Origin of the sequence: Streptomyces sp. NPDC001401 (genome assembly GCF_042895385.1) — a bacterium.
Classification (GTDB): Bacteria; Actinomycetota; Actinomycetes; order Streptomycetales; family Streptomycetaceae; genus Streptomyces.
Genome location: NZ_JBIAWI010000009.1, coordinates 25,781 through 38,610 on the forward strand (window position 1 = coordinate 25,781; position 12,830 = coordinate 38,610).

Annotated in this window: 11 protein-coding genes; 7 read left to right on the forward strand and 4 right to left on the reverse strand. The window is 68.7% G+C overall.

The annotated features are described in order from the left end of the window. Positions 1-486: 486 nt before the first annotated feature. On the forward strand, positions 487-1,281 hold the full coding sequence (locus ACFY10_RS27715; RefSeq protein WP_390668237.1) for an IS5 family transposase: 795 nt from the start codon (positions 487-489) through the stop codon (positions 1,279-1,281). 81 nt (positions 1,282-1,362) lie between these two features. Here ACFY10_RS27715 and ACFY10_RS27720 read toward each other — a convergent pair whose 3' ends face one another. After that, positions 1,363-2,109, reverse strand: a complete 747-nt coding sequence (locus ACFY10_RS27720; RefSeq protein WP_390667911.1) for a phosphotransferase family protein — start codon at positions 2,107-2,109, stop codon at positions 1,363-1,365. A gap of 378 nt (positions 2,110-2,487) precedes the next feature. Here ACFY10_RS27720 and ACFY10_RS27725 point away from each other — a divergent pair, with 378 nt between their 5' ends. Then, positions 2,488-3,132 carry a dihydrofolate reductase family protein gene (locus ACFY10_RS27725; protein WP_390667912.1) on the forward strand — a complete coding sequence of 215 codons (645 nt, stop codon included), beginning with the start codon at positions 2,488-2,490 and terminating at the stop codon, positions 3,130-3,132. Positions 3,133-3,341: 209 nt separating this feature from the next. Then, the gene (locus ACFY10_RS27730) at positions 3,342-3,638 is read left to right on the forward strand and encodes a hypothetical protein (RefSeq protein WP_390667913.1); all 297 of its coding nucleotides are present in this window, start codon (positions 3,342-3,344) and stop codon (positions 3,636-3,638) included. Positions 3,639-4,018: 380 nt separating this feature from the next. Here the strand turns inward: ACFY10_RS27730 and ACFY10_RS27735 are convergent, their stop codons facing one another. Next, the gene (locus ACFY10_RS27735; RefSeq protein WP_390667914.1) at positions 4,019-4,942 is read right to left on the reverse strand and encodes a helix-turn-helix domain-containing protein; all 924 of its coding nucleotides are present in this window, start codon (positions 4,940-4,942) and stop codon (positions 4,019-4,021) included. Between the two features lie 173 nt (positions 4,943-5,115). Here ACFY10_RS27735 and ACFY10_RS27740 point away from each other — a divergent pair, with 173 nt between their 5' ends. Both ACFY10_RS27740 and ACFY10_RS27745 read left to right on the forward strand, forming a co-directional pair. Further along, complete coding sequence (locus ACFY10_RS27740) at positions 5,116-6,462, forward strand: aldehyde dehydrogenase family protein (RefSeq protein WP_390667915.1); 1,347 nt, start codon at positions 5,116-5,118, stop codon at positions 6,460-6,462. Between the two features lie 181 nt (positions 6,463-6,643). After that, complete coding sequence (locus ACFY10_RS27745) at positions 6,644-7,732, forward strand: alkene reductase (protein ID WP_390667916.1); 1,089 nt, start codon at positions 6,644-6,646, stop codon at positions 7,730-7,732. A 716-nt stretch (positions 7,733-8,448) separates the two neighbouring features. On the opposite strand, the gene ACFY10_RS27750 is transcribed toward ACFY10_RS27745, so the two are convergent. Together ACFY10_RS27750 and ACFY10_RS27755 are read right to left on the reverse strand one after the other, a co-directional pair. After that, the gene (locus ACFY10_RS27750) at positions 8,449-9,573 is read right to left on the reverse strand and encodes a fatty acid desaturase family protein (RefSeq protein ID WP_390667917.1); all 1,125 of its coding nucleotides are present in this window, start codon (positions 9,571-9,573) and stop codon (positions 8,449-8,451) included. Between the two features lie 7 nt (positions 9,574-9,580). Then, the gene (locus ACFY10_RS27755) at positions 9,581-10,636 is read right to left on the reverse strand and encodes a ferredoxin reductase (protein WP_390667918.1); all 1,056 of its coding nucleotides are present in this window, start codon (positions 10,634-10,636) and stop codon (positions 9,581-9,583) included. Between the two features lie 87 nt (positions 10,637-10,723). Between ACFY10_RS27755 and ACFY10_RS27760 the strand changes: the two genes are divergently transcribed. Further along, positions 10,724-11,863 carry a PucR family transcriptional regulator gene (locus ACFY10_RS27760; protein ID WP_390667919.1) on the forward strand — a complete coding sequence of 380 codons (1,140 nt, stop codon included), beginning with the start codon at positions 10,724-10,726 and terminating at the stop codon, positions 11,861-11,863. Between the two features lie 556 nt (positions 11,864-12,419). Next, positions 12,420-12,758, forward strand: coding sequence for a thioredoxin family protein (locus tag ACFY10_RS27765; RefSeq protein ID WP_390667920.1), 339 nt, complete (start codon positions 12,420-12,422; stop codon positions 12,756-12,758). The last annotated feature ends 72 nt before the right edge of the window (positions 12,759-12,830 follow it).

Consider the following 12,830-nt stretch of genomic DNA (forward strand, 5'->3'; position numbering starts at 1 on the left):
GGGTGATGGTGGGTTCGCGTGTGCGTGCACCTTCGCTCTGGGGGCCAGTGGTGTTGGCGGGACAGTTCCCACCCTCTTTACGCCAACGCGCTCGTGCCTGGTCGCGGTGAGCGTTGGCGCCTTCGGTGAACCCAGCTGTGAGCGGTCGGAGTTGGGGCTCGTGGTGGGGGAGTGTGGGCCTCGTCCTCGTACGGCTCGTCTCCCCGGTGACCGGCGGAGCAGACGATAATCCCCCGGCGCTCGCCGCGGCCATCGAGCACCTGCGCAGCACTGGAGCCGCGCTGCCCGAGGGGTGCCTGCGGCGTCCTTGATCAGCACTCCCGTGCGTCTGCGTCAGCGTGACCTGTCAGTGCGCAGGGCTAACGACTCCTAACAAAAAGAGGCTTCTGGACCTCTGGGAATGACGGTGTGTCAGTTCTCGTTGATGCTGGCCGAAGGGGGTGCAAGCCAGTCGAGACGAGGAAGACCGCTGCCAGACCTTGGGAGATCGACGACGAGTTGTGGGCGCGGATCGAGCCGCTGCTGCCGGTCGTTCCACGTAATCCGCGGCGTCCAGGTCGTAAGCGTCTGGATGGTCGCAGGGTGCTGTGCGGGATCCTATTCGTGCTGTACACCGGGATCCGCTGGGAGTTTCTGCCCCAGGAGCTGGGCTTCGGCTCGGGGATGACCTGCTGGCGACGGCTGCGGGACTGGAACGAGGCCGGGGTCTGGCAGCAGTTGCACGAGCTGCTGCTCTCCGAGCTGCGGGCCGCAGACCTGCTGGACTTCTCCCGCGCAGCTGTCGACTCCAGCCACATCCGCGCGATGAAGGGCGGGCCGGCCACCGGTCCGTCCCCGGTGGACCGGGGCAAGACCGGCAGCAAGCACCACCTGATCGTCGAAGCGCACGGCATCCCGCTCGCGGCAATCACCACCGGCGGCAACCGCAACGACATCACCCAACTGATCCCGCTGATCCAGGCCGTCCCCCCGATCCGCGGCAAGCGCGGCCAGCCACTGCGCCGCCCCAGGTATCTGTACGCCGACCGCGGCTATGACCACGAGGTCTACCGGGACAAGGTCCGCCGGTTCCAGATCACCCCGCGCCTCGCCCGGCGCGGCACCGGGCACGGCTCCGGCCTGGGTGTGTACCGCTGGGTCGTGGAAGGAGCGATCGCGCTGCTGCACTGGTTCCGCCGCCTGCGTATCCGCTGGGAGATCCGCGAGGACATTCACCACGCGTTCGTCACCCTTGGCTGCGCCGTCATCTGCTGGCGACGACTGCGCACCGCACTTTGTTGAGAGTGAGGGCGGGCGATCGCCCCAGGGGATGGCCTGCTCGATGCGTCAGAACGCATACGTAGCAGTCGGGCCCGCGCAGCCTCACATCCGGGATCTCAGCACGTCGACCTCACAGCCCGGCGCGAAGGGGTCGAAGCCGTGCTCGATCAGCCAGCGAATGATCAGCAGGCTTCGCAACGACCACCACGCGTGGATCACGTCGAGGTCGATGTCGGTGCCATAGCCGGCGAGGACGTGGTCGAGGTGCTCCTCGTGGCCGAGCGTGAAGGTGGCGAGGTCGTACAGGGCATCACCCTGGCCCGCCTCGGACCAGTCGATGATGCCGGTGACCTCGTCGCCGTCGACGAAGAGGTGCGCGATCTGCAGGTCGCCGTGTGTGAACGCCGCAGTCCACGGCCGGAGCGCGGCCTCGGCGACCTGGCGGTTGCGGGTGACCAGGCCGGCGGGCAGGAGGCCGTTCGTCACGAGCAACTCGCACTCGTCGTCGAGTTCCGCCGCCAGCGCGACGATGCTCCGGCCGGCCCGGCCCGTCCGGGGCGGCAGGGGCGCTTCGTGCAGCTTCCGGATGGCGGCGCCCGCCGCGGCCCACGCCGCCGGCGACCCGGTCGACGGCCCGCCGAGGCGCCCGAGCGTCGTCCCCGGGAGTGCGGCGATCGCGAGCACGGGCGGCTTGCGCCACAGGACCTCCGGGGTCGGGACCGGCGCGAGGGACATCGCCTCGACCTCGACGTCGATGCGCGCCTGATCAGCGTCCACCTTCAAGAACACGTCACCGACGCGCAGAGTCGCGCGCTCGGAATGGGCGACGACGACTTTGACCTCATCCATGGGCGACCAGTATCCCGGGGATGATCGCCGACGTCGCCAGGTTTATCGCGTGCGATTGCGCGGCTGACCGCGTCCCGCTACCCGGCGGCCTCGTGCACGACACCGACCTCTGACCAGGTCAAGCCCACCACTTTTGTTAGGAGTCCTAAGTCGGCTGCGTTGCTTCTACCTCTCTATTGCTCTGACCGCGTAGGTTCGCCGGGTTGGCGGTCCGAGCGGTTGGACGGGCGGTGAAGTCCGGTGCGACGCCTGGGCCGTTTTCTGACACGCCTCGGAGAAAAGTCGTGGGCCGCTGTCGATCTGGCCACGTCCCGTTCGACGTCATGATGTGCGGCGCCTCGCCACACGATGACGCGACAGGACCTGACGAGGACACACGTGGATCAACTGCTGAGAGTCATGAACTTCAACGTCTCGAGCGACGGAATCGGTGCCGGTGAGCACCAGAGTCTCGAGCGGCCGTTCGGCCAGGATCATCCCGAGAGACTGTTCGCCTGGGCCGGAGCCACGGCGAGCTGGCCCATGCGCACGGATCCCGGGGGGAGCAGGGGCCTCGACGACTACTTCACGCGGGACTTCGCACGCAACATCGGCGCCGAGATCATGGGCCGCAACAAGTTCGGGCCCCAGCGCGGGCCCTGGCAGGACCATGAGTGGCGCGGCTGGTGGGGCGAGCAGCCCCCGTTCCGCACCCCGGTGTTCGTCATGACCCACCACACGCGTCCGTCGTTCACGCTCTCCGACACCACGTTCCACTTCGTCGACGGCAGCCCGGGCACGGTCCTCGAACGGGCGCGGGAAGCGGCGCAGGGCAAGGACGTCCGGCTCGGCGGCGGGGTCACCACCATCCGGCAGTTCCTTGATGCCGGCCTCGTCGACACCCTGCATGTGGCGGTCTCGCCGGTAAAGCTCGGGTCCGGACTGCGGCTCTGGGAGTCCCCCGAGGAGCTGCTCGACCGGTTCCACCTGGAGATCGTGCCCAGCCCGAGTGGAGTGACGCACCACCTGTTTTGGCGAAGGTGACGCGAGGGCGCGCACTGGAACCCCCGCGAGCGGCTGCTGCGGGAGCGGTTGGGCCGTGGCTATGTGGCGGGCCGGCAGGACCTGGCGGTGCGGATCACGATCGAGGGCCGGGGTCACTGGCCTCGCTGTCCCGCCGTGTACGGCCGTATGCCCGGAGCTGGCGTCGCCAACAGGTCAACGACGCTTCGTCCCTCAGCCAGGAGGTTCCCATGGCAGCTGACGCTGTGCAGGTGGCACCCGATGTATACAAGATCCTCTTCGAGAACGATCGGGTACGGCTGCTCGAGACCCGGCTTCAGCCTGGTGCCACGTCAACCATGCACCACCACGCCGACAACCTCGTCTACAACCTCGCGGATGCGGAGGTCGCCTTCACCGACGAGTCTGGTGAAACCACCAGGGTCTCGCTCGCGGCTGGCGAGACGATGTGGAGCCCCGCCGTGGACCACTCCACGCGCAACACCGGAAGCACCGAGGTCCGCTCGCTGCTGTTCGAGCTCAAGTAGCGGCCCGCACCACTGACGCAATCAGGTAGGACGGCCCGGGTCGCCCGGCCCTCCTCCACACCACCGGACATGCGGACCACGCATCCGGCGGTTCACCGAGCTGATCTCAACCGTTGCCAGGTCGGCTTGAGTATCTGCGGGCCAACGTCGCAGTAGACGTTGGGCAAACCCCGCTGGAGGACGGCGGAGCCCGCGATCCGCCCGTAGCCCTGCCGCTGCCAGCCCACTCACGGGCCTGTCACTCTGCGATGCCGAGTGAGCAAAGGGCCCTGAAGCGGGCCTTGTGGTCCTCCTGAATCCGACACCCCCGCAGGCGCCTGGCGTGCGATAGGACGCTGGGCGTGGCGCGCAGCCGACTACCGATGATCAAGGAAAGTTCGTCAAGCCGTGCGTGCCGACGGCGTGCTCGTTCCCGCCCGGGTCGCATCCGCGCCCCAGCTGGCCAGCAGTCGCAGAGCCTCCGCCGACGGGGAGTTCGGTTCGGCGTGGTAGGTCACCAGCATCTGCTCGTGGGCGTCGGCCTGGTGGAACGACTCGAGGCGGAGATCGAGTTCGCCGACGAGCGGGTGGTGCAGGCGCTGGATACCGTGGCACTTCTCCTTGACGTCGTGGGTGGCCCACAGCCGCCGGAACTCCTCGCTCTTCACGGAGAGTTCGCCCACCAGCGCGGACAGCAGGGGGTCGTCCGGATGGGAGCCGGCGTCCATGCGCAGCTGAGAGACGACGTCGCTGGCTTTGTGCTCCCAGTCCACGAACAGGTCGCGGTACTCGGGCCTCAGGAACACCAGCCGCGCCCAGTTCTGCTCCCGCGCCGGCAGCTCGGCCCAGTCGCCGAAGACCGCCGCGGCCATCCGGTTCCAGACGAGGATGTCCGAGCGCCGCCCCACAAGGATCGCCGGGACGCCGTCCATGGTGTCCAGCAGCGTCCGCAGGGGGCCCCGCACCTGCTGGGCGCGGCCGGCCGGCTTCTTCTTGTGCTGCTTCGGCTTCGCCAGGTGCGTGAGGTGGGCGTGCTCGGCGTCGCTCAGCCTGAGCGCGCGGGCGATGGCGTCGAGGACCTCCGCCGACACGGTCCGCCCGTTGCCCTGCTCCAGCCGCGTGTAGTACGCCACCGACACCCCGGCCAGCTGCGCCAGCTCCTCGCGGCGCAGTCCCGGCACCCGCCGGTACCGTCCGAAGCCCCGCAGCCCCACGTCCTCCGGTTTCAGCCGGGCCCGCCGGGTGCGCAGGAACTCACTGAGCTCGGCACGCGGGTCCAGAGCGCCGGCGGCGGGCTCGTGCACCGGTTCGGGGTATTCGTCCATGCCTCGAGTATCCACGGTCGCACGCACACCATCCTGACCCAACCAGTGGTAGGCACCGCGCACGTACGCAATGCCGTGGCCTGGGTGGATACCGGCCCGTCCAGGACGCTGGCCACCGTGCCCGGCCGGAAGGCGGCCGGGGCGTGGCTTGCATCAAGAACGGAGCACATCCCATGAGCGCAACCCAGGGGATCGAGTCGAGGACGCACCGGACGGAAACGGCTGCGGAGGTGGTCGGCCGCCTTCGTGCGACGTTCAACACCGGCGTCACCCGCGGGCTGGACTGGCGCGTCAACCAGCTGCAGCGGCTGCGGGCGCTGCTGGTCGAGAACGAGCAGGAACTGATCGAAGCCCTCTGGGCGGACCTGAGGAAGAACGCCGCCGAGGCCAAGACTCAGGAGATCGACTTCACCGTCGCCGACATCGACGAGGCACTGGCGAATCTTGAGAACTGGCTTCAGCCTCGCCCGGTGGAGGTTCCCGCCCACTTCGGTCCCACGACCACGGCCTACACCACGTACGACCCGCTCGGGGTCGTCCTGGTGATCGCTCCGTGGAATTTCCCGCTACACCTTCTCATCGACCCCATCATCGGCGCGCTGGCCGCCGGGAACACCGTGGTGGCCAAGCCGAGCGAGATGTCGGTGCACACCTCGGCGGTCGCTTCACGCCTGCTGCGTGAGTACTTCGACGCCGACGTGCTCACCGTGGTCGAGGGGGGCGCCGAGGAGACCACGGACCTGCTGGCGCAGCGTTTCGACCAGATCTTCTACACGGGCAATGGTACGGTCGGCCGGATCGTCATGGCCGCGGCAGCCAAGAACCTCACCCCGGTCACGCTTGAGCTCGGGGGCAAGTCGCCGGTCTTCGTGGCGCCCGACGCCGATGTGGACGAGACCGCGAAGCGGCTGGTCGGTGCCAAGTTCGGCAACGCGGGGCAGCAGTGCATAGCCCCTGACTACGTTCTGGCTGATCCTGCCACTGCCGCCGCGCTGGTTCCCGCCCTGCGCGCGGCGGTCGAAGCCCAGTTCGGCTCCGCTCCGCAGACCGCAGCCGACTTCGGCCGGATCATCAACGAGCGGCATTTCGACCGGCTCACGCGTCTGCTGGATTCCGGCCGGGCGGCGGTGGGAGGCCAGCACGACCGTGACGACCTGTTCATCGCACCGACGGTGCTCACCGATGTCGACCCCGCATCGCCGGTCATGCAGGAGGAGATCTTCGGTCCGATCCTCGCCGTCGTCGAAGTCGAAGACCTCGATGCCGCTATCGCCTTCATCAACGAACGCGACAAGCCCCTCGCGCTCTACGCCTTCACCACCTCCGAGGCCATCAAGTCGCGCCTGGTGAAGGAGACGTCCTCCGGCGGCGTCGCCTGGGGCCAGCCGGTGATGCAGCTGCTCATGCCCGGCCTGCCTTTCGGGGGCGTCGGCGAAAGCGGCATGGGCCGGTACCACGGCCGGTACTCCCTGGAGGCATTCAGCCACCTCAAGGCTGTCGCGGACGTGCCGCTCAGCTGAGCCCGCGCCTTTCGTGAAGCAGGCTGTCCGACTGTTGATCGGCAAAGCAGAAAGCGCCTCTGACCAGCGGCATGGGGATTGCTGAGGTCTCTGTTCTGTCGATCACCAGTTCCCCGACATCCCGCAGGACCGTGCTGCCGCCTGTCTCTTTCACTCGACCCATTCTTCGAAGGAAGCTGCCATGACCACCGCGTTCGACCCGATCGACCTGAGCGGCAAGACGCTCGCCAACCGCATCGCTATGGCGCCGATGACCCGCAGCCGCGCGGATGCTCCTGCCGCCACGGCGACGGAGCTGATGGCGACCTATTACGCCCAGCGCGCGAGCGCCGGCCTGATCATCACCGAGGGCATACAGCCGTCGGTCGGCGGCCAGGGCTACACCAACACCCCCGGCCTGCACTCCGCCCAGCAGGTCGACGCCTGGCGGAAGGTGACCGACGCCGTCCATGCCCAGGGCGGCACGATCTTCGCGCAGCTGATGCACACCGGCCGGATCAGCCACCCCAGCCTGCTGCCCGACGGACTCCTCCCCGTCGCCCCCTCCTCCGTCGCGGCGGCGGGTCAGGTGTTCACCTACCAGGGCCCCCAGGACTACGTCACGCCGAAGGAACTGGACCCCGACGGCATCGCCCAGACGATCGCCGACTACGCCGACGCCGCGCGCAACGCGATCGCCGCCGGTTTCGACGGCGTGGAGATCCACGGGGCGAACGGCTACCTTATCCACCAGTTCCTCGCCCCCAACACCAATCTGCGCACCGACAGGTGGGGAGGCGGCGCCGCGGACCGGGCCCGCTTCGGCATCGAGGTCGCCACGGCCGTCGCGGAGGCGATCGGCGGCCACCGGACCGGCTTCCGTATCTCTCCCGGCAACCCCTACAACGACATCGCCGAGACCGACCCGGCCAACGTGCTGGAGACCTACACCACCCTGATCGCCGGTCTCGCCCGGCTGGACCTCGCCTACCTGCACCTGGTCGAGAGCCCGGACCGCGTCCTGACCGCCCGGCTGCGCAAGGAGTGGCCGACGGCGTTCATCCTCAACCCCTTCACCCACCCCGAGACCACCGGCCCCGGCGCTCTCAACCACATCGAGGACGGCACCGCGGACATCATCGCCTTCGGCGCGCTGTTCCTGGCCAACCCGGACCTGCCCGCCCGCCTCGCAGACGGCGGCCCCTACAACACCCCCGATGCGGCCACCTTCTACGGCGGCGACCACCGCGGCTACACCGACTACCCGACGCTGCCCGCCGACAGCGCGTGAACTGAAAAGGGTCATCGCCGGCGAGTGCGGAGGCAAGACGCGGCGCGTCAGGCCACCGAAGTCCTCTGGTCCTGACCTATGTGCCTGGTGGCGGCACTCGCCGCCTGCCGCATCCGGTGGATCACCTTGAAGAACCGGCAGCTGAGAGAAGAACTTGAGGCCGCGACGGGCGGCGCTCGCGGCGCGGGCGATCCCGGACACGGTGCCCTGCGCGTCGCCGCGCAGGGCAGCATCGAAAGCTTGGAGGACGCGTTCGCGACCGCGTCGGGGTGCGGCTGGCAGAACCGACGCCGCCACGGGGCCAGGGCCCTTCACACCGGAGGGCCCTGACCCATGCCCGAAGTGGACAACGGACAGAACGAAACCCCATCCATAACCCGGCAGCAGCGCAGGGTCGGACACAGGGGCGGCGAACATCGGTTCCGGCAGTGTCCACGTCACAGCCCATGCCCTCCACTCAGCCCGCCCGTCGGCAAACCGAGTGCGCGTACGCACCCGACTACCGGCCCGACCACGGCAGGTCAGTGCACTACAACACCTCGCCGGGCGCTGTGTGCTGAGCTCCTGGCGCACGTCCAGGCAGCGCAGCCGGACACCGGGCTGCCCGGATCCCGTGTCGTACGGTCTGATGTCGCGGCCGCCCCCGTCCGCAACGGATCTCACCGAACCCGGCGCTGCCGCCGGTACGGCCCAAAGATCTGAACCAATACCGGCAATCAGGCCGCGACGAGTTCCTGTTCGCGGTCCGGCGTCTTGACCTTGACTGTGGGCTTCTTGTTCGGCAGCGAGAGCCGGAAGACCTTGTGCCACGCGGAGAACACCTGCTTGGGCAGCGGCCCGGTGACGTACTCCAGCTCGTACTTCTCGAACAGCGCGCGCACCTTCACCGCGACCTCGGCGTACCGGTTGCTCGGCAGGTCCGGGAAGAGGTGGTGCTCGATCTGGTGGGAGAGGTTGCCGGTCATGAAGTGCATGGCCTTGCTGCCGCTGATGTTCGCCGAGCCCATCATCTGGCGCAGGTACCACTGGCCGCGAGTCTCGCCCTTGATCGACCGGCGCTCGAAGACCTGCACGCCCTCGGGGAAGTGCCCGCACATGATCACCGAGTGGGACCAGATGTTGCGGACCAGGTTCGCGGTGAACGTGGCGGCGAGCGTGGGCAGGAACGACGGGCCCGACAGCAGCGGGTGGATCACGTAGTCCTTGAGCACCTGCTTGCGGATCTTGCGGCCCACGGCCCTGGCCCGCGCGCGGAACTCCGGGTTGTTGCGGCGGCGCTTGTGCAGGTTCTTGCCGAGCTCCAGGTCGTACGCTGCGATGCCGTACTCGAAGAAGCAGGCGTTGATGAAGTTCCACAGCGGCTGGCCGAGGTGGAACGGGTGCCACTTCTGGTCCTCGTCGACGCGCATGATGCCGTAGCCGAGGTCGTTGTCCTTGCCGATCACGTTGGTGTACGTGTGGTGCAGCTCGTTGTGCGAGTGCTTCCACTGCTCGGACGGCGAGACGTGATCCCACTCCCAGGTCGTGGAGTGGATCTTCGGGTCTCGCATCCAGTCCCACTGGCCGTGCAGGATGTTGTGGCCGATCTCCATGTTGTCCATGATCTTCGCCACGGACAGACCGGCGGTGCCGAGCAGCCACGCGGGCGGGAAGATCGAGAACAGCAGCACGCCCCTGCTGACCAGCTCGAGCTTGCGCTGCGCCGAGATGACCTTACGGATGTAGGCGGCGTCTTTCTCGCCGCGGCCGGCGATCACCTCGTCGCGGATCGCGTCCAGCTCTCGGCCGAGTTCCTCGATCTGCTCCGCGGTCAGGTGGGCGGTGGGGTCGATGGCGGTCAAGGTGCTCCTACCGTTCGATGTCGCAGGGGCCCGCCGCGGCGGACACGCAGGTCTGGATGAGGACGCCCGGCTCGGCTTCGGTGATCTCGCCGGTGCGCAGGTCGCGGACGGCGCCCGCCTTGAGCGGCGTGACGCAGCCGAAGCAGATGCCCATGCGGCACCCGGAGGGCATGAGCACGCCGGCCTCCTCGCCGATGTCCAGCAACGGCGTGGCGCCGTCCGCGTCGACGGTCTTGCCGGTGGTGCTGAACGTGACCTCGCCACCGTCGCCGACGACGGCGATGCTGGGGCGGAAGCGTTCGGTGTGCAGGCGCTCTTGTACGCCGTGCTCGGTCCAGTGCTCTTCGGCGGCGTCGAGCAGGCCCGCGGGCCCGCAGGCCCAGGTCTCGCGCTCGGCCCAGTCGGGCACGAGTTCGTCGAGACGGGCGATGTCGAGCATGCCGTCTGTGTCGGTGTGCACCTCGGTGAGCCGCAGCTTCTTGTCCGCGACCAGGTCGTGCAGTTCGTTGCGGAAGATCACGTCTTGCGGCTGTGGCGCGCAGTGGACCATGACGACGTCGTCGAACTCGGTGTCGCGCAGCATGCCCATCACGGGCGTGATGCCGCTGCCGGCCGTCAGGTAGAGCACCTTGGCGGGCTTGGCCTGCGGCAGCACGAAGTCACCGGTCGGCTGGTCGAGCTGGATCAGCGTGCCCGGTCTGGTCCTGCGGACCAGGTGGTTGCTGACCTTGCCGTCCGGGATCGCCTTCACGGTGATCGTGACGCGGCCGTCCTGGCGCTTTGCCGGTGAAGTGAGCGAGTACGCACGCCACAGGCGCACCCCGTCGACGTCGACCCCGATCCGCACGTACTGACCGGCCGTGTGGCCGCGCCAGCCCCGTCCCGGCCTGATCACGATGGTCGCGGCGTCACCCGTCTCGGGGTGCACGGCCTCGATGCGCCCACGCAGGTCAGCGCCCGCACGTAGCGGGCTGACCAGGTCGAGGTAGTCCGACGGCAGCAGTGGCGTCGTGACCATCTCCAGCAGTTTCCACGCCCTACTGCGGAGGGCTGTACTCGTCATGACTCCAGCCTGCTGCGCCTCAAGGCGTAAAGTCCTGACCGCAGGACGTAAATCTGGTCGGCTGAATTGTTCGCAGGGAACAAAAACATGAGCCATGCAATCCGGAGGGTCAGCGAACTGGCCCTGGATGAGACGACGGTCACCGCACTTCGGGCCGCGCTGAAGACCACCGCCGACGAGGTCGTCCAGGCGATCATCGACGAGGTCCCTCCCTACGCCAACGCCCTGTCGGGCCACATGGGCGCCACCATCCGCCGAGCCGTCCGCACCGCCCTGGGGCACTACCTGGACCTCGCGAGCGGGAACGCCACAGGCGGCGACGCCGGTGACGCAGCCTACGAGCTGGGCCGCGGCGAGGTGCGCGACGGCCGTTCGATGGACGCCCTGCTCAGCGCCTACCGCGTCGGCGCCCGCGTGGCCTGGCGATGCCTGGCAGCGGGTGCCGTACCCGCCGGTCTGCCCGCCGCCGAGGTCGCCAAGTTCGCCGAGCTGACCTTCGCCTACATCGACGAGCTCTCCGCCGCGAGCGCCGCGGGCCACGCCGACGAACTGGCCGCCCGGGGCAGGGACCAGGAGCGCCACCTGGAACACCTGGCCCGCGACCTCCTCGCCGACGCGAGCCCGGACGTGCTGCTGGCCTCTGCTCAACGGGCCGGGTGGCAGCCTCCGGTTTCACTGACCGCCGTCCTGCTGCCCGCCGCCCAGGCCCGGCCTGCCTACCGCGCGCTCGACCCGAGCGCCCTCGTCCTCGACGATCTGCCCGATTCCACCGGTGTGCTGCTCGTCCCCGACGCCGACCGATCACATCTCTTGCGGCAGCTGACCGACCGCACCGCCGTGGTCGGCCCGGCCCGGCCATGGACTCGTGCGTCCGCCTCGTACGCACGAGCCGTACGCGCGCGGTCCCTCTCCTCTGACATTCGCGACACCGAGGACCACCTGCCCGAGCTGGTGCTGAGCGCCGACGTGGACGCGTTCGCAGACCTGCGTGCCCGAGCCCTCGCACCGTTGCGGACCTTGCCTGTCGCGACCGCACGGCGGCTGGAGGAGACGTTGCGGGCGTGGCTGCTGCACCAGGGCAGACGGGACGAGGTGGCGGCTGAGTTGTTCGTCCATCCCCAGACAGTCCGGTACCGGATGTCGCAGCTGCGGGAGCTGTTTCCGGATCTCGCATCGCCACACCGGGTCCTTGAACTGACGCTGGCGGTCGGTCTTCGGGTCAGCTGACGCGTACTTCGACCGTCCACGACCGCGTCCGCGAGCGGTCCAGGAATCGCCCTCGTTCTGGGTGCCATCAGCTGGCTCATGCGGCCCGTCGAAGAGCGGTATGAGCCAGCTGAGACCGGGGGTTGATGTGAAGACCAGACAAGGCCTCGGGAAGCCCGTCGGGGGCGCTGTCTCTGAGAAGCGCGGTGACGGATACGGCTCGACTGGATCCGGTGGACGATGCGCACCGGCCCGCTCGTCGGCGCGCTCATCGAGCATCTGGTCGATGATCTGGGCCGCTACGCCCCGGAAAACGGCTTTCATGTCGTCGTGGAGGGCGCTGTCCTGGCACGAGCCGACCCACGGGCGTGCGGCGTGCTGCAGCTGGGTGACCGGCGGGGCGGCGAGGCCGGGTCACCAGGGGGGCCGGGCGGCTCGCGCCGGGGACCACCGTGGTTCTGCGACGGCCCCGTGCCTCCCTTCCGACAGGTCAACCGGACGACCGACCGGGCCGGCCTGGCACACCGCGCGAGGGATGATGGGGATGGAATGACGGAACGTGAGGTCAGGAGCTTCCATGACGAAGCGGGTTCACCGACCCCGTGAAGACGCGGAATTCAATTTCATCCTCGGGATGAGCGCAGTTCCGGTCCTCGCATACTTCACCGGGACATGGCCCAAGGCAATCGAGCCCTGCCGGGTGATGGACCTCGTCATGGGTGGCATCGCCGACGACTACACGGGCCGCCTGACGGCCGTCCGCGCGGACATCACGCGTTGTCCGGCCGCAACCGAGCGATACGGAATCAGCGGAGCCCCGTCCTACGTCCTGCTGAAGGAGGGAGAGGCGGTGGCGCACGGCGCGGGGCCTATGACCATCGCCGAGGTACGGAAGTTCCTGGACGGCCACCTCTGAGCGGCCGCTGCGGCACGTGGCCGCGACGCCCGTCACGTCTCGTCCATGGGAGCTGCGCCGCCTGAGGCACCT

Coding starts and splice junctions, on each gene's coding strand:
- ACFY10_RS27745 (WP_390667916.1), top strand. CDS start 6,644: ATGACCACCGCGTTCGACCCGATCGACCTGAGCGGCAAGACGCTCGCC.
- ACFY10_RS27720 (WP_390667911.1), bottom strand. CDS start 2,109: ATGGATGAGGTCAAAGTCGTCGTCGCCCATTCCGAGCGCGCGACTCTG.
- ACFY10_RS27755 (WP_390667918.1), bottom strand. CDS start 10,636: ATGACGAGTACAGCCCTCCGCAGTAGGGCGTGGAAACTGCTGGAGATG.
- ACFY10_RS27735 (WP_390667914.1), bottom strand. CDS start 4,942: ATGGACGAATACCCCGAACCGGTGCACGAGCCCGCCGCCGGCGCTCTG.
- ACFY10_RS27765 (WP_390667920.1), top strand. CDS start 12,420: ATGACGAAGCGGGTTCACCGACCCCGTGAAGACGCGGAATTCAATTTC.
- ACFY10_RS27740 (WP_390667915.1), top strand. CDS start 5,116: ATGAGCGCAACCCAGGGGATCGAGTCGAGGACGCACCGGACGGAAACG.
- ACFY10_RS27730 (WP_390667913.1), top strand. CDS start 3,342: ATGGCAGCTGACGCTGTGCAGGTGGCACCCGATGTATACAAGATCCTC.
- ACFY10_RS27760 (WP_390667919.1), top strand. CDS start 10,724: ATGAGCCATGCAATCCGGAGGGTCAGCGAACTGGCCCTGGATGAGACG.